Origin of the sequence: Mesorhizobium sp. 113-3-3 (assembly GCF_016756495.1) — a bacterium.
Classification (GTDB): domain Bacteria; phylum Pseudomonadota; class Alphaproteobacteria; order Rhizobiales; family Rhizobiaceae; genus Mesorhizobium.
The window spans coordinates 140,381-156,281 of record NZ_AP023244.1 but is presented as its reverse complement, the minus strand read 5'-3'; the positions used below and the strand labels follow the sequence as shown (position 1 = coordinate 156,281).

Here is a 15,901-nt window from a genome sequence, read left to right as displayed (position 1 = left end):
CCAGCTTCATGACCTCGACGATCCCCGAGTTTCCGCAACTCCTCGACACGGTGGCGAGCCTTGCCGACGACTTCGCGCTGACCGCGGCGCACTACGACGCGACCGGGGAATTCCCCTTCGCCAATTTTGACCGGCTTCACCAGGCCGGGCTGCTTGGTCTCGTCACAGCGCGCGAGCATGGCGGTTTTGGCGGCGGGCTGACGGAAGCCCAGGCGGTGATCGCCGAGATCGGCCGTGGCGAACCGTCGACCGCGCTTGTCTTGGCCATGCACTACAACAGCCAGTATGCGCTGCGGAAATCCGGAAAATGGCCGCGCCATCTGGTGCAGCGGATTGTCGAGGCCGGCCGTCTCGGACCTGCCCTGATCAACGCCGCGCAGGCCGAGCCGCGGATCGGCTCGCCCGCCCATGGCAAGCCGCCCGAAACCATTGCCCGGCGCGACGGCAATGTCTGGCGGATATCCGGCCACAAGAACTACGTCACCGGCATTCCCATCCTGAAATGGCTGAACTTGCTGGCGCTCACCGACGAGCCGCAACCGCGCCTCGCCTCCTTCCTCGTGCCGACCAATGCGCCGGGATTGCGCGTCGAAAAGACATGGAACGCCGCCGGCATGCGGGCCACCGCCAGCGACGATGTCATTCTCGACAACGTCGCGGTGCCTATCGAAGACATCACCGAGGCGCAGCCGGCGTCCGAACCGCTGCGACGTGAAGAGGGTTCGACAGCGTTCTTCTTTTCGCTGATCGGCGCCGTCTACCACGGTGCGGCCCGCGCTGCCCGCGACCGCCTGGTCTCCTTCGTCACCACGCATGCGCCGGCGAGCCTCGGCGCGCCGCTGTCGACCGTGCCGCACATCCAGGCGGGGCTGGGGGAGATCGAGGTCAGGCTTGCGATCAGCACGCGGCTGTTGCGTTCGCTTGCCGAAGATGTCGATGCCGGCCGGCCGGTCGGCACCGACGGGATGACGGTCCGGCACGTCGTCATCGACAATGCCGTTGCCGTCACCTCGCTGGCGCTGGAGCTTGCCGGCAATCCCGGCCTCAACAGGGATTTCCAGCTCGAGCGTCACACACCGCGATGCGCTGACCGCGCGCTCGCACGCGCCGCAGAACCACATGATCCGCACCATCGCCGCCAAGGCGGCGCTCAGCCGCCAGGCTGCCGGCCAAGTGTCCGAGAAGCCGGCTGTTGCCGTCGTCAGACCCAGGTTCGCGGCGGTCGGGTGAGCAACGTCATGGTATCCGACCATGTCGAAATCGCCATCATAGGCGCAGGTCCTGGCGGCCTGACATTGGCACAGGGCCTGAAGAAGAACGGCATCAGCGTCGCGGTTTTCGAGAAGGATCGCGCCCGCACCGACTATGTCCAGGGTTTCCGGCTGCGCATCCGCCAGCGCGGCATCGATTCGCTGATCGCCAATCTGCCGCCGGACCTCTACGCGGCTTTTGTCGCCACGCTCGGCCAGGCGCCGGACCGCAACATCCTGCTCGACGAGAATTTCGAGACCTTGGGCGAGGATGCCTGGGGCGGCGGCAATGCGCAGGGCGAGGCCGATGACACGCATATCGAAAAGTCGGTGAGCCGCATCACGCTGCGTCAGGTGCTGCTGTCCGGCCTCGACGGCGTCGTGCACTACGGCAAGGTCTTTTCACGCTATGAGGAGCAGCCGGACGGCTCGGTTACGGCGCATTTCGAGGACGGCTCGACAATTGATGCCGATGTTCTGGTCGGTGCCGACGGCGCCCGCTCGCGCGTGCGCCAACAGTTGGTGCCGCATGCGCGAAGCTTCGACACAGGTGTGCGGCGCCTCGCCGGCAAGATGACGCTGCACGCGGCAGCCCTTCACCAGATCTCGCCGCTGCTGCTCGACTACAATGCCGGCATCAGGCCGACGGAAGGTCACGGGCTGATGATCACCAGCCACCGGGTCAATGTCGAGGCCTATCGCAAATATGGGCTGATCGGGCTGGACGACGACACCCACAAGGACATTGCCGGTTTCCATTTCAACAACACCACCAGCTATGTCTGGTGGAACACCGCATACGAGAAGGACGAGCTGGCCACGGATGACGTGCTGGCAAAGCTCTCCGGCTCAGAGTTGCTCGACCTGCTGCTGTCCAAGATCGGCCACTGGCATCCGGAGATCCTCAATCTCATCCGCTACACAGATCCGTCGACGGTCGCCCTGCTTCACGTCCACAGCTCGGAGCCTGTCGAGCCATGGCCGACGAAACGGGTGACACTGCTTGGCGACGCCATCCATGCCATGACCTATTTCCGCGCGCTCGGCGGCAACACCGCAATCTATGACGCCGGGCTGCTGGTGCCGGAACTGGTGGCCGCCAAACGCGGGGGCAAACCGCTGCTCGAAGCCTTGTCGACCTATGAAGCGAAGATGCTGGAGCACGGCGCCGATGCGGTACGATCTTCGCTGACGGCGATGCAGAAGAATGTGCTCTCGGGCCGCCGCCGCCAAAAGGAAGCCGCCGAATAGCGGCTCCCTAAAATCGTCTGACAGTTCTCCTGCCTCTACGCCGCTTCCACCAGACTGGACGACTGGAAGTCATGCAGGAGGATGGCGATCTCGAAGCCGCGGCGCTGCAGCCAGTGCGCCGTCGTCGTCGCGCGGACGCCGAGCAGATCGTCGATCAGCACGACACGGGCGCCGCGCACGGCGATGGTGCGGTAGGCGACGCCGAGCAACTGCCCGCCCTCCGACGCGATCGAACCCGGAATATGCGCTTGGGCGAATTCCTCCGGCGTGCGCACGTCGAGCAGATAGGTCGTCCGCTTTTCGTCCTTCGCCCAGGCTGCGGCCGTCGCCGCATCGATGCGCGGAAAGCTGTCGCCTTCGGCAAGTTTTGCGATGTGCTCCTCCGCGAACCGCTTGGCGTCCTCGCTGGCCGGGCCATAGGCAGCGGTCCCGCCGGTTTCGAGCGCAAGACCGGCCTCGCGCCACGCCTTGGTGCCGTCATGCAGATAGGCGACCCTGTTGGGCACGCCGGCGTCGATCAGCGTCTGCGCGCCGATGATGGCGCGCGGCAGGCCGGCGCAGGAGACGACCACCTGCGTCTCCGGCGACGGCACCAGGTCGGCGAAGCGAAGAACCAGCTCTGCGCCCGGCAAGCTGATGGCGCCCGGCACATGATCCTTGTCGAATTCCGCCACCGTCCGGCTGTCGAGGACGACCGCATCGGCGCCCTGACGCCTGAGCGCCACGAGTTCTTCAGCGGTAATGACCGGCGTCCCCTTCTCGTCGCGGATCGCCAGCGAAAAATCGACGCCGGGCGTGTCGAAGGTCGGCAAGCCTTCCACACCGCCTTTCGTCCATTCCGGAATTCCACCCGCCAGCGCGAACAACTGGCTGCGGCCGCGCTCAGTCAGCCGTTCGACAAGTTGCTCGGCAACGCCGCTGCCATCATCGGCCAGCACGGTGCGCACCGCTTTGCGCGGTATGAAGCGGTCGATCTCCGCTTCGACCTGAGCCGCGGGCAGATTGGTGGCGAACAGCGGCGATGCGTATCCGACGGTCGCGCTGTCGCGGATGTCCAGCACCGCCAGTTCCTCGCCATCCGCCAGCCATTGGCGAAAAATCTTCGAATCGATCGCACTGTCGCTCATGATGCTTTCCTCTCCTGGTGTTCGGCAGCGCCACGGTCCGGACGCGCAAGGCCGAGATTCTCGCGCAACGTGCCGCCTTCATAGGCGGTCCGGAACAGGTGCCGCCGCTGCAGTTCCGGAATGACGAGGTCGACGAAATCGGTGAGGCCGGTCGGCAGGATCGGCGGCATGACGTTGAAGCCGTCCGCCACGCCGCCGGTGAACCACTCTTCCATCATGTCGGCGACATCCTTTGGCGTGCCGACGATCTGGAAATGGCCGCGTGCGCCGGCAACGGCGAGGTACAATTGCCGGATGGTCAGGTTCCGGCTCGCAGCCAATTCGGAAACGACTTTCAGGCGGCTCTTCACCGCATCGGAACTGCCGAGTTCCGGCAGCGGTCCGTCGGGTGGGTGGCCCGAAAGATCGACGCCGCCGAGCAATCCGGAAACCAGCGCCACGCCAACCACCGGATCGACCAGCCGCTGGATCGCGTCGAACTTGTCCTCGGCTTCCGCGCGCGTCGGCGCGACGACCGGGAAGACACCGGGCATGATCTTCAAGCTGTCGGCGGAGCGGCCGAAGGCGCCCAGCCGGCCCTTCAGCTCGCTGTAAAAACCGCGTGCCGATTCGATGGTCGGATGGGCGGTGAAAACCACCTCCGCGGTGCGCGCCGCCAGGTGCTGGCCGGCATCGGATGAACCGGCCTGGACGATGACGGGATGGCCCTGCGGCGGGCGAGCGACATTGAGCGGTCCCTTGACGCGGAAATGCCGGCCGACATGGCTCGGGGCATGAATGCCGTGCCGGTCGATGGCGATCCCCGAAGCCTTGTCGGCGACAAAAGCATCGTCGTCCCAGCTGTCCCACAGCTTCTGCGCCACGGCGACGAACTCCTCCGCGCGGTCGTAACGGTCGGCGTGAACGGGGTGCTGGTCGCGGCTGAAATTCGCCGCCGCCGGCGCATCGGCCGAGGTGACGACATTCCAGCCTGTCCTACCGCCACTCAGATGGTCGATCGAGGCAAACAGCCGCGCCAGATGGAAAGGCTCCCAATAGGTGGTCGACGCCGTGGCGACCAGCCCGATCCTCTGCGTGATGGTCGAGAGCGCCGACAACAGCGTCAGCGGCTCGAAATGCACGACATGGCCGGTGCGCTCGAACGTCTCGATCGGCTGCTCGCCATTGCGCGCGCTGAGGCTGTCGGCGAGGAAGACCATGTCGAAGAGACCGCGCTCGGCGGTACGCGCGGCGTGGGCATAGTGCTGAAAGCTCAGGCCCGGATTGGTGGGCACATCGGGATGGCGCCAGGCGGCGACATGATGGCCGGGTCCGCGGACAAAGGCGCCAAGCCTTATCTTTCGGTCTTCAGTCATCGGCGGCTCTCGGGTTCGTCGCGAAGGGCTTCCTATCTAGCGCTTGGGAACTCCGCTGCGCGAAAGAATGCCTTTCGCCGGCTGGCAATTATTGTTTTTTGACATCGCGGTACGGGAAAGCACGATGACCAGTACCGGGGCGATGGGCTAGAGCCACGCACCGCCGGCGTCGCAAAGGTCCTTGATGCTTCATACCCCCTCCCCGCGTTCGACCCCTCGTTCAATCATTATCATTGGCGGCGGCTTTGCCGGCGCGGTTACCGCGATCAAGCTGCTCGACCGTTCGACCGAGCCGTTGGCGATCGCCATCGTCGAGCGCCGGGCGGAGCTTGGTCGCGGCGTCGCCTACAGCACCGTCGATCCGCAACACCTCGTCAACGGCGCGGCGCGCATCTTCTCGCTGCATCCGGACGACCCCGATCACCTCGTCCGCTGGCTCGTGGCGAATGGGCCGCAGCACGGCTGGACGCCGCCCGAAGATGTCCCGGACTCCAGCCCGCCGCGCTGGCTGTTCGGCAGCTATGTCCAGTCCGAGCTGACGAGAGCGGTTCGAGAAGCGGACCCGCGTTCTTCGCTGCACCACATCAAGGCATCCGCCGTCGACATGCTGACCGGCCCGTCAGGCGTCTGCGTCGGTACCAGCGACGGCCAGCAATTGCTGGCGGACGAGGCCGTGCTGGCGACGGGGGTTTTTCAGAGCGAGCCGTCCGCCACGGAAGCACCTATCGTCAGCGATCCCCGCTATGTCGCAAATCCCTGGAATCCGGCGGCGCTCGACCGGCTCGCCGGCAGCAAGGAATTGCTGCTGATCGGCTCCAGCCTGAGCATGGTCGACGTCGTCGCCAGCTTGGAAGCGCGGGGCTTCAAAGGCAGCTATCGCGTCGTGTCGCGGCGGGGACAGATTGTCGAGCCTCGGCGCAACACGGAAGCGTGGCGCGATTTCCTCGCCGGGCGGGCGCTGCCTAAAACCACCAGGGCGCTTCTTGCTCTGGTGAAGGGGGAACGCCGGGCGATCGAGGCCACCGGGCTCGACTGGCAAGGGCTGCCGCTGACGATCCGGCCGTGGATCCTGGCATTGTGGCAAGGCGCCACCGACAAAGAACGCCTGAAATTCGCACGCCATCTGCGCGCCTTCTGGGACGTCACCGCGCATCGGGCGGCGCCGCCGAGCTTTGAGCGCGTAGCACTGGCGCAAAGCCAGGGTCGCTGGACGGGCGGAGCCGGACGGGTGCTGGCGCTGCATCCGGAAGCCGGCGGCATCGCCGCCGAGATCCGCTGGCGCGATAGCGGTGCAGTCGAACGATTGCATTTCGACGGTGTCGTCAATTGCCGCGGCCATCAGGAGCATGACTGGCGGCGGATCGCGGACCCGTTTGTCCGCAGCGTGCTCGAGAACGGCATCGTCAGGCCGCATGCGACCGGCTTCGGCATCGACGCCACGCATGACGGTCGGGTGATTTCCCGCGACGGCAAAACCCATGGCAATCTGTTTGCCATCGGCCATCCGCTGCGCGGCGTCGCCTGGGAATCGAGCTCCATCGGCGAACAGCTGGCGCAAGCCATCGCCCTGGCCGGCCTTCTGGTCGGCGCCAGCCCAAGGCTGCGTGCCCTAGCCTGAGACGGCACTCCCACAAACGACAGAAACGAAAAAGGGCCGCATCGGAATGCGGCCCTTTTTTCTTCTTGATCACCCGCAGGGTTCAGGCGTTCGGATCGATATAGGCGTCAGCGAAATTGGCCGACAGGCCTTCGGCGCCCGGCGCATAATTCTTGACGGTTTTGCGGGCGATGATGATGGTCGGCGGCGCGATCAGATTGATGATCGGCAGCTCGTCGGCGATGATCTCCTGGAACCTGAAGAACAGCTGCTTGCGCTTGGCCTCGTCGAGCTCCACGGAAGCGGCCTCCAGCAGTTGGTCGACCTCGGGGTTTTGGTAGTGTGCGCCGTTTGAGAACGGCAGTCCGATCTTGATGTTCTTCGACCAGTAGAGCCGTTGCGCGCCGGCGCTGGGGTCAAAAATGTTGCCGCAGGATTCCGTCGACAGGTCCCAGGTGCGGTCGGTGTAGATGGTTTTGACATAGGTGCCGAAGTCGAATTTCTGGATCTCGGCGTCGATACCGATCTTGGCCAGTGCCTGTTTGAGGAAGTCGGCATAGCCCCATGGGTTATAGGGGTTGTTGGTGAGCCTGAGCTTGAAGCGGATGCCGTCCGCGCCGCGCTTGAAGCCGGCTTCGTCGAGGAGTTTCTCCGACAGCGCCGTATCGACGGTCGCGGCTTTCACGTCGGGATCGAAATACTTCTTGTTGACGACGCTGATCGGCGTCGGCGACACCTGGCCATAGCCGTAAAACACGATGGCATTGATCGCATCGAGATCGATCGCATGCGCGATTGCCTGACGGACTTTCTTCTCCTTCAGGATCGGGTTTTCGAGGTTGATGATCAGCTGGTGCAGCGGGCCGCTATAGGCGAAGACCGTGCTGTCGACGACGAATTGCGGCAGCGCCTTGAACCGCTCCAGATCGGCGAAGGCCACCGGGTTGGGCCCGATGTCGACCTCGCCGGTCTCAAGTGCCGCGGCGCGCGCGCCGGGATCGGTGATGAAGCGGAAGATGATCCGGTCGAGATAGGGTTTGGGCGCATTCCAATAGGTCGGATTCTTCTCGACGATGATGTGGCTGCCCTTGACCCATTCCTTGAGCACGAACGGTCCGCTGCCGATGATCTGCTCGAAGGACGGATCGTCCGCCGGCTTCAGCTTCTCATAGATGTGCTTGGGCACGACCGGCGATTCCGTCGCCGCCAGCCCCGAGATCAGCGCGGCGGACGGCTTCGACAGTTTGATCTTCACCACATGCGGATCCGACGTGTCGATGTCGGTGACGTTCTGGAAGGTGATGCGCCCGCGCGGATGCGCTTCGCGCAGCCGCGAGATCGAAAAAGCCACGTCCTGCGATGTCAGGTCGTGGCCGTCGCTGAACTTCACCCCCTGGCGCAGCTTGAAGACATATTCGAGCCCGTCGTCGCTGATCGACCATTCGGTAGCCAGTTGCGGCCTTGGATTGAGGTTGTAGTCATAGGCGAGCAGGCCGTCGAATATCTTCGGGCCGATGGTCGCCGGTCCGCCGGCGCTGGTGTTGATGGAAACGATCTGATTGGGTTCGGGATAGTAGACGAAGTTGAGCGTGCCGCCGGCCACCGGCTTTGCGTCTTCGGCAAAGGCCCCGGCCGGAAGCGCGGTGCTCGCGCCGGCCAGCAGCAGGAACTGATTGAACACGCGTCGGTTGATGGTCATGGTCGCTACTCCGCGTTTGCGCGATTTCTCTTTCATGGATGAAGTTGGATCGGCGGTTTCACGCGCCGATCCCAATCGGAGGGACTTGCAGAACGCTTATGCGTTTGGCGCGAGCCAGATCTGCGCGAAGCTGTTGTTGATCCCTTGAGCGCCGGGCGCGAAATCCCGGACCTTCTTGTTGGCAACGATCTGCGCGCCGGCGGCGACGAGATCGACCGACACCACGTCGTCATGGATGATGTGCTGGAATTTGTACCAGAGCTCGCGCCGCTTGGTCTCGTCGGGCTCGATCGCTGCCGCTTCGAGGATCTGGTCGACCTCGGGGTTCGCATAGTGACTGGCATTGGAGAAGACGAGGCCGATCTTGAAGTTCTTCGACCAGTAGGCGCGCTGGACGCCGAGCGTCGGATCGAAGGTGTTGGACAGCGATTCCACGACGAGATCCCAGGCGCGATCGGTGTAGACGGTCTTCAGGAATGTCGATAGATCGAGCTTCAGGATCTCGGCATCGATGCCGACGGCCGCCAGCGACTGCTTGATGAAGTCGGCATAAGACGCCGGCAGGAACGCGTTGTAGGCGAGCCGCAACTTGAAACGCTTGCCGTCGGCGCCGCGCGGGTAACCGGCATCGTCGAGCAGTTTCTCCGCCAGTTTGGGGTCGGGCTCGCGCGCCTTGATGCTCGGGTCGTACCATTTGGGCAGAGCGGTGCTGATCGGGCTCGGCGAAACCTGCGCGTAACCATAGAGTGCGACGTCGACCAGCTTCTGCAGGTCGATGGCGTGCGCAATGGCCAGGCGCACGTCACGCTTGGTCAGGATTTCGTTTTCGTAGTTGAAGAACAGTTGCTGCTGCGGGCCGGAATAGGCGTAGGTGTTTGTGTCGACGACCAGAGCAGGGTTGCCTTCAGCCGCTCGATATCGGCCAGCGGCACGGGATTGGCGCCGATATCGATCTCCCCGGTTTCAAGCGCCGCCGAGCGCGCGGCCGGGTCGAGGATGACGTGCAGCACCACGCGGTCGAGATAAGGCCTTGGCGCATCCCAATAGTCCGGGTTGCGATCGAAGATCAGATGGCTGCCGGGCACCCATTCCTTGAGAACGAAGGGGCCGGTCCCGATCGTCTGTTCCAGCTTGGGCTGTTCCGCCGGCTTGAACGTTTCGTAGACATGCTTCGGCACGATCGGCGATTCCGAACTGCTCAGCGCCGTGATCAGATAGGGCGCCGGCTTTGAAAGCACGATGATGGCGGTGTGCGGATCGGGCGTCTCGACCGCCGTCACGTTCTGGTAGGTGATGCGGCCGCGCGGATGCGCCTCCTTCAGCCGGAGGATGGTGAAGGCAACGTCTTGCGAGGTGAAATCCTTGCCATCGTGCCATTTGACGCCCTTGCGCAGCTTGAAGGTGTAGCGCAGGCCGTCGTCGCTGATTGACCACTCCGTCGCCAGCAGCGGTTTTGGGCTGAGGTCATAGTCGAAGTCCAGCAAGCCTTCGTTGACCTTGGGGCCGATCGCCTGGCCGGTGCCCGACGAGGTGTTGATGGCGATCAGGGATGTAGGATCGGGATAGAAGGCCCAGTTGAGCGTGCCGCCCTGAACGGGTGTGCCTTCCGCGGCAAAGGAAAAACCGGGCAATGCGAAGCACGCACCGCCGAGCAGCAAGAGCTGGTTGAAATGACGACGATTGACAGACATGGTCTTGAGCTCCGGAAAACGGCTTCGATGGCATCCGGCGGCCGAACGCACTCCGGCGCCTCGACGCGATGATCCCTGCCGCGCCGCAAAACCGGAAGAATGATTTTCTATCGTCTGCCGAAAGCGCCGCTTCGCACGACCGTTTCATTCCAGGATCCGGCGAAGCTGATCGGCGCCCAAATCAGCGCTCCGATCTTATTTCTACAAGAACAGTAGACATTGCAATTTTTTAGATTTCCGTTCCCGCTGGCGCGACGTTGCGGCAAGCGAAATTTTCCGCCGGGCGCTTTGGCGCAAAGGCCGCCCTCGTCGCGCCTGGCCTGAACGTGTTGAATGCGCTCCATGGTCGATCTCATTCGCGCAAAACCGAGGAAGCTGCGACCGACGCTGGCGAGACTTCCGCCGCTGACGTCGCTCCGCGCTTTTGTCGCAACCGCCCGGCACCTGAGCTTTACGCGGGCGGCCGAAGAACTCCATGTGACGCCTGCCGCCATCGGCCAGCAGATCCGCCTGCTCGAGGATCACCTCGGTCAGGCGCTGTTCCAGCGAAACCGCGGCGAGCTTCTGCTGACCTCGGCCGGTCAGACGCTGATGCCCGGCCTCACCGAGGCTTTCGACGTCGTCGTCGAGTCGGTCGCGCGGATTTCCGGCGACGAGGAGGATGCACCGATCAAGGTGTCGGTGGCGCCCTCCTTCGCCAGCAAATGGCTGATACCGCGTCTCGACGCACTGCGCGATGCGGTACCCGGCCTCGAAGTGCTGGTCGATGCATCGACCAGGCTTGCCGACTTTGCCGGCGAAGACGTGGACTGCGTCATCCGCTACGGTTCAGGCGCCTATAGCGGCCTCGTTGCCGAACGGCTGTTTTCGGAAGCGGTTCTGCCTGTCTGCAGTCCGGAATTTGCCCGCACGCACGGCCTCTACCGCGGACCGGAAGGGCTGCGGGACGCGCCGATCCTGCATGAGGACGGACCGGAACGCGATCCAAGCTGCCCGGACTGGAAGGGCTGGCTGAGATCCAACGGCCTGTCTGGCCGTCTTGTCGAGGGCGGCATACGGCTCAGCCAGTCGTCCCTGGTGCTCGACGCCGCTGCTGCCGGCAAAGGCATCGGTCTCGGCAAATTCCGGCTGGCCGAGCCCGACCTTGCCACCGGGCGGCTGGTCAGTCCGTTTGGCTCACCGCAGCCGGTCGAGTTTTCCTATTATTTCGCAACGACACCGCACAAGGCCAAGCTCGCGACGGTCGAGCGCTTCCACGACTGGCTGAAAGCCGAGGCGCGGCGCCTTGGCGCGCTCGACTTCACGCCGCCGGCGGCGCTGCCGGCGCGCATTGCCATTGTCGCCGCCGAATAGCCTCGGTCTCGCAGACAAGCGAGGCTCGGCTATTTCAGCTTGAAGCCCATCCCCTTGAGCGCATCGCCCAGGCGATCACGGCCTTTCAGCGCTGCTGTGCTGCCGATGCGGTTCGAGATCAACTCGGTCCAGTCCATCACGGGCATCGCCTGCTCCTGCTGGAATGTACGAAGCGTCTGGTTGTAGGCTGCAAGATCGTCTGGATCGAGGTCCGACTGATAGCGCTCGCGATGCAGCACCACGGCTTGTGGCAGCCTGGGCTTGATGTCGGTCGCAGCCAGGAGATCGGGATAGCCGACGGTCAGCCCGAACACCGCCACGGTTTCCGGCGGCAGGCTAAGCTCGCGCGCCACCTCCTGCGGATGGTTGCGCATGGCGCCGATGTAGCAGGAGCCGAGCCCGAGCGCATCGATCGCCACCACGGCATTCTGCGCGGCAAGTGCGGCGTCGATCACGGCCAGCAGAAAACTCTCCTGATAGTCGAGCCCCTCGCCCGCCCGGCCGTTTGCCTCGGCAATGGCGCGCAGCCGCGACAGGTCGGCCAGCCAGACCAGCAGCAGCGGCGCCTGCTCGATATGGCGATTGATCGCCGCCAGTTCGGCAAGCCGCACCTTGCGCGCCGGATCCTCGACGGCGATGACGCTCCACGCCTGGAGATTGGACGAGGTCGGCGCCGACTGAGCGGCCGCTACGATCAGTTCGAGCGTCCCTTCGGGCAGAGGCCTGGCGAGATAGTTGCGGACCGAGCGATGCGAAAGGATCGCCTCGAGGGCTTCGATCCAGTTTCCTGTATGCGCGCTTTGCGGCGCTCGATAACGCCGCCGTAGCGCCGCTTCACCACGCAGGTCGGCGTCGGAAGGGCGGATGCTGAAGGCGGCCGGCTGTGACATCGGCTTAGACCCCATTGCGCAAAAGTGGAAGCAACTGATCGCCTTGCCGCTTGATCTCGGAAAGATAAGGCGTGTCCGAGAGTACGAAATGCGTGATGCCCAGATCCCGGTATTTGCTAAGCGAGCGGGCGACGTCGGCGGCCGAGCCGACCAGCCAGGTGGTGCCGGCGCCGCCGCCGCCATATTTGCCCGGCGCAGTATAGAGGTTGTCGTCCAGCACCTCGCCGCGCGCGTGCAGATCGAGCAGACGCTGCTGGCCCACAGCTACCGCCCGACCGTGATCGTTCCAGCCGGCGCCCTGGCCCTTGGCCATCTCCTCGACCTTCGCCTCGGCGTCCGCCCAGGCCTGCCCAGCAGTGTCGCGGACCAGCGTGGTGACTCGCAACCCGAATTCCAGAGGCGGGAGGTTTCGGTCGAGTTCCTTGCTCAAGGCTTTGAGCCGCTCGATCCGCTCCCGGACGCCGTCGAGCGGCTCGCCCCAGAAGAGCTGGACATCCGCCTCGCTGGCCGACACAAGCTCGGCCGCTTCCGACGCGCCGCCGAAGTAGAGCTTGGGATGGCGACGATCGCCACGGACAGGGATGCGGGGCATGACGGTAGACCCGGTGACCTGGAAGTGCTCACCGGCGAAGGTCACGTTCTCTTCGGTCCAAAGCCTGCGAACCAGCCGCATGAACTCTCTGGTGCGGGCATAGCGATGGTTCTGGTCGCCTTCGCTGTCGCCATAGGCAGCGAGATTGTCCTTGCCCGACACGATGTTGATACGCACGCGACCGGCGGTCAGTTGGTCGAGCGTGGCTACGGCGGATGCGAAGTGCGCCGGCCGCCAGTAACCGGGGCGGATCGCGATGAGCGGCTCGAAGGAAGTGGTCCGCGCGGCGAGCGAGGCGGCGACGGTAAACGTGTCGGGCCGACCCCAGCCGGTACCGATCAGCGCACCCTTCCAGCCGTGTTCCTCAAGCGCCTTCGCGTGGCTGGTCAGCGTCTCCAGGCTGTTGTGGTTCTCGACGGCCGGCTCGCCGCGGTGACCGGGATCGACCTGGTTCGGGATGTACCAAAGAAATTCGGTATCAGCGCTCATTATCGGAGCCTTTGGCCGGGCATGGAGGTCAATGGCAGGACCTTCCGCCCCGTTGTCTTTTGATGATCATTCAATGGGTTGACCCGAGCAGCCCTGGTGCCTTGCGCGGCCGTATTGCGAAACGGCTTTCGGGTCGGGCGAGCCCGAGATGATCGCGCAATGTGCGCCCCTCATATTCGCTACGGAACAGCCCCCGCCTGCGTAGGATCGGCACCACCGTATCGACAAAGACTTCGAGTCCCGTCGGCAGAACGTCCGGCATCAGGTTGAAGCCGTCGGCGGCGCCGGCAAGAAACCATTTTTCGATATCGTCGGCGATCTGCTCCGGCGTGCCGACAATGGTGCGGTGGCCGGTGCTGCCGTTCAGCGCCCGGATCAATTGCCGCACGGTGAAATCGTTGCTGCGGGCGAGCGCCAGCGTGGCCTTGAAGAAGGTGTGGCCGCCATTGGGCGGCAGCGGGATGACGTCAGGCAATTTCTCGTCGAGCTTCAGCCGCTCACGATCGATGCCAAGCACGCCGGACAGTCGCGTCAGGCTGTAGTCGAGCGGGATGCGGTCCCACAGCTCTTCCTGCCGCCGCTCCGCTTCCGCCTCGGTGCCGCCGATGATGGTGGCCAGGCCGGCGAGGTTGAGCGGCACGCCGCCGCTCCTGCCATAGGCGACGGCTCGCGCCTTCAATTCCCGCGCATAACCGAGCGCCTCCTCGAAGGATTGCGATGCGGAAAACACGGCTTCGGCGTGGCGGGTGGCGAGCTCCTTGCCGTCATCCGATCCACCGGCCTGGACAACCACCGGGTGGCCTTGCGGCGAACGCGGCACGTTGTGCGGCCCATGCACCGAAAAATGCGTGCCCTTGTGCTCGATGGGGTGAACCTTGGCGGCATCGACGAAGCGCCCGCTGGCGACGTCGCCGACGAAGGCATCGTCCTCCCAGCTGTCCCACAATGCCTTGACGATTTCGGTGAATTCCGCCGCCCGCTCGTAGCGCCGGCCATGATCGATCGCACCGGTGAGGCCGAAATTGCGGGCCGAGGCGGGATCGGCCGTGGTGACGATGTTCCAGCCGATGCGCCCACCGCTGACATGGTCGAGCGTCGCGAAACGACGGGCAATGTTGTACGGCTCGTTGAAGCTGGTCGATGCTGTGGCGATCAGGCCGATGCGCTCGGTCGCGGCGGCTACCGTCGCTAGCACGATGGTCGGCTCCAGCGATGTGATCGGCCGATAGTCGATGCGATCCGAGATTGCCGCCTGGTCGGCAAGGAACACGGCGTCGAGTTTGGCGCGCTCGGCGATCTTCGCCACCTGCACATAGTGTTCCACGGTGAAGGCAGCGTACGGGTCGACGCCGTCCATCCGCCATGCCGCCGGCGAGAAGCCGGCATGCAGGATGTTGACGTTGAGATGGAGCTGCCGGCCACTCATCGAAAGACGCCGGGCTCGGGATAGGCGCCGGTCAGATACCAGGTGCCGACGGTGCGGGTCTTGTATTCGGCCGGGTTGTGCAGCGTGTGAATGCGCGCATTGCGCCAGAAGCGGTCGAAGCCGTATTTGCGCACCGCAGAGCGCGCGCCCATCACCTCGAAGATTTCGGTGGTGACTTCGAGCGCGACATTGCCGGCCAGCACATTGGCGGCAGCGACGGCAACCGCCGCTTCGCCGCGCTCTTGCTCGGTCAACGCCTTGCCGCGCGCGATCGCATGATCGATCGCCGCCGCCGCGCGATCGGCCAGAACTGTCGCTGCCCGCGTCTTGACCCAGAGCTCGCCATACTGCCGCTTAATCCAGGGATCGTCGATATGGCGCTCGACGCCGGAATACATCCACGGCCGCGAACTGTTGAGCGTATAATCGCGCGCCGCCAGCAGCGCGCCTTGGGCGGTGCCGACGAAGACATTGAGCAGCACGCTTTGCTGCTGCAGCGGTCCGAGGGTGCGGATCGGCAGTGACGCATCGACCCAGCCGCGCACCAGTTCGCTGTCATGGATCCTGACGTCCTTGTAGGCGACCTTGCCGCTGCCGGTCTGCGTCTGGCCGATGCCGTCCCAGTCGTCGAGAATGGTGATGCCGTCACGGTCCGCGGGGATGGCCGCGAACTTCCTCTCGCCGCTGACCTCGTCTTCCCACGAGGTCGATAGATAGTCGGCGACATGCGAGCCGGAGGCAAAGGGTTTGAAGCCGTTGACGATCGTCCACTCGCCATCCTTGCGGCCGAACAGCGTCTTGGAAAAACTGTTGCCGGTGTTGCCCCAGAACCAGTCGCCGGCGGCCGAGCGCCGCAGCAGATCGGCCGAGCGCGGTTCGTCCGAATTGAGCCTGGCGGCGATCAGCGCGCTGAAATGGTAGCCGTAGATATGGCCGATCGAGCCATCGACCTTGGCGAACTCGCGGCCGATCTTCAGCGCCGTCGAATAAGGTTCGCCGGCGCCGCCCAATTCCTTGGGGATGACGATGGTGAGCAGGCCGCTTTCCTTGAGCAGACGGATCTGTTCGACGGGCCTGCCGCCAAGCTGGTCGCGCTCGACCGCATCGCGGGCAAAGATGTCGCGCAGCTCGACCGCCTTGGCGATCCATGGATTGGAGGTGTCGGGATCGAAGGTCATCGT

Annotated in this window: 10 protein-coding genes and 2 pseudogenes; 4 read left to right on the top strand and 8 right to left on the bottom strand. The window is 64.5% G+C overall.

Annotation, left to right across the window (positions count from 1 at the left end):
• Positions 1 to 8: 8 nt before the first annotated feature.
• Positions 9 to 1,230: pseudogene (locus JG746_RS34860) on the top strand (acyl-CoA dehydrogenase family protein).
• Positions 1,231 to 1,238: 8 nt separating this feature from the next.
• A complete protein-coding gene (locus JG746_RS34855; RefSeq protein WP_199202310.1) occupies positions 1,239 to 2,501 on the top strand; it encodes an FAD-dependent oxidoreductase in 1,263 nt (420 codons plus the stop codon).
• 35 nt (positions 2,502 to 2,536) lie between these two features.
• Here the strand turns inward: JG746_RS34855 and JG746_RS34850 are convergent, their stop codons facing one another.
• Together JG746_RS34850 and JG746_RS34845 are read right to left on the bottom strand one after the other, a co-directional pair.
• Complete coding sequence (locus tag JG746_RS34850; protein WP_199202309.1) at positions 2,537 to 3,628, bottom strand: rhodanese-like domain-containing protein; 1,092 nt, start codon at positions 3,626 to 3,628, stop codon at positions 2,537 to 2,539.
• Positions 3,625 to 4,983 (bottom strand): LLM class flavin-dependent oxidoreductase, encoded by a 1,359-nt coding sequence (locus JG746_RS34845; protein WP_199202308.1) that lies wholly within the window; start codon positions 4,981 to 4,983, stop codon positions 3,625 to 3,627. The genes JG746_RS34850 and JG746_RS34845 overlap by 4 nt, the downstream gene beginning before the upstream one ends.
• A gap of 184 nt (positions 4,984 to 5,167) precedes the next feature.
• Here JG746_RS34845 and JG746_RS34840 point away from each other — a divergent pair, with 184 nt between their 5' ends.
• Positions 5,168 to 6,601, top strand: coding sequence for an FAD/NAD(P)-binding protein (locus JG746_RS34840; RefSeq protein ID WP_199202349.1), 1,434 nt, complete (start codon positions 5,168 to 5,170; stop codon positions 6,599 to 6,601).
• Positions 6,602 to 6,683: 82 nt separating this feature from the next.
• Here the strand turns inward: JG746_RS34840 and JG746_RS34835 are convergent, their stop codons facing one another.
• Both JG746_RS34835 and JG746_RS34830 read right to left on the bottom strand, forming a co-directional pair.
• Positions 6,684 to 8,279 carry an ABC transporter substrate-binding protein gene (locus JG746_RS34835; RefSeq protein WP_199202307.1) on the bottom strand — a complete coding sequence of 532 codons (1,596 nt, stop codon included), beginning with the start codon at positions 8,277 to 8,279 and terminating at the stop codon, positions 6,684 to 6,686.
• A 96-nt stretch (positions 8,280 to 8,375) separates the two neighbouring features.
• Positions 8,376 to 9,970: pseudogene (locus JG746_RS34830) on the bottom strand (ABC transporter substrate-binding protein).
• 342 nt (positions 9,971 to 10,312) lie between these two features.
• Between JG746_RS34830 and gcvA the strand changes: the two are divergent.
• Positions 10,313 to 11,323 carry a transcriptional regulator GcvA gene (gene gcvA / locus JG746_RS34825; RefSeq protein ID WP_199202348.1) on the top strand — a complete coding sequence of 337 codons (1,011 nt, stop codon included), beginning with the start codon at positions 10,313 to 10,315 and terminating at the stop codon, positions 11,321 to 11,323.
• Positions 11,324 to 11,352: 29 nt separating this feature from the next.
• Here the strand turns inward: gcvA and JG746_RS34820 are convergent, their stop codons facing one another.
• The 4 genes from JG746_RS34820 to JG746_RS34805 all read right to left on the bottom strand — a co-directional run bounded on the left by JG746_RS34820 (position 11,353) and on the right by JG746_RS34805 (position 15,898).
• Positions 11,353 to 12,213, bottom strand: a complete 861-nt coding sequence (locus JG746_RS34820) for an NADPH-dependent oxidoreductase (RefSeq protein ID WP_199202306.1) — start codon at positions 12,211 to 12,213, stop codon at positions 11,353 to 11,355.
• Positions 12,214 to 12,217: 4 nt separating this feature from the next.
• Positions 12,218 to 13,294 carry an LLM class flavin-dependent oxidoreductase gene (locus tag JG746_RS34815; RefSeq protein WP_199202305.1) on the bottom strand — a complete coding sequence of 359 codons (1,077 nt, stop codon included), beginning with the start codon at positions 13,292 to 13,294 and terminating at the stop codon, positions 12,218 to 12,220.
• A gap of 70 nt (positions 13,295 to 13,364) precedes the next feature.
• Complete coding sequence (locus tag JG746_RS34810; protein WP_199202304.1) at positions 13,365 to 14,720, bottom strand: LLM class flavin-dependent oxidoreductase; 1,356 nt, start codon at positions 14,718 to 14,720, stop codon at positions 13,365 to 13,367.
• Entirely contained in the window at positions 14,717 to 15,898 is a 1,182-nt protein-coding gene (locus JG746_RS34805) for an acyl-CoA dehydrogenase family protein (protein WP_199202347.1), read from the bottom strand. The genes JG746_RS34810 and JG746_RS34805 overlap by 4 nt, the downstream gene beginning before the upstream one ends.
• Between the last annotated feature and the right edge of the window lie 3 nt (positions 15,899 to 15,901).

Excerpts from the sequence above, each read along its gene's own strand:
- JG746_RS34850 (WP_199202309.1), bottom strand. The coding sequence starts at position 3,628 with ATGAGCGACAGTGCGATCGATTCGAAGATTTTTCGCCAATGGCTGGCG.
- JG746_RS34845 (WP_199202308.1), bottom strand. The coding sequence starts at position 4,983 with ATGACTGAAGACCGAAAGATAAGGCTTGGCGCCTTTGTCCGCGGACCC.
- JG746_RS34840 (WP_199202349.1), top strand. The coding sequence starts at position 5,168 with ATGCTTCATACCCCCTCCCCGCGTTCGACCCCTCGTTCAATCATTATC.
- JG746_RS34810 (WP_199202304.1), bottom strand. The coding sequence starts at position 14,720 with ATGAGTGGCCGGCAGCTCCATCTCAACGTCAACATCCTGCATGCCGGC.
- JG746_RS34820 (WP_199202306.1), bottom strand. The coding sequence starts at position 12,213 with ATGTCACAGCCGGCCGCCTTCAGCATCCGCCCTTCCGACGCCGACCTG.
- JG746_RS34835 (WP_199202307.1), bottom strand. The coding sequence starts at position 8,279 with ATGACCATCAACCGACGCGTGTTCAATCAGTTCCTGCTGCTGGCCGGC.
- gcvA (WP_199202348.1), top strand. The coding sequence starts at position 10,313 with ATGGTCGATCTCATTCGCGCAAAACCGAGGAAGCTGCGACCGACGCTG.
- JG746_RS34805 (WP_199202347.1), bottom strand. The coding sequence starts at position 15,898 with ATGACCTTCGATCCCGACACCTCCAATCCATGGATCGCCAAGGCGGTC.
- JG746_RS34855 (WP_199202310.1), top strand. The coding sequence starts at position 1,239 with ATGGTATCCGACCATGTCGAAATCGCCATCATAGGCGCAGGTCCTGGC.
- JG746_RS34815 (WP_199202305.1), bottom strand. The coding sequence starts at position 13,294 with ATGAGCGCTGATACCGAATTTCTTTGGTACATCCCGAACCAGGTCGAT.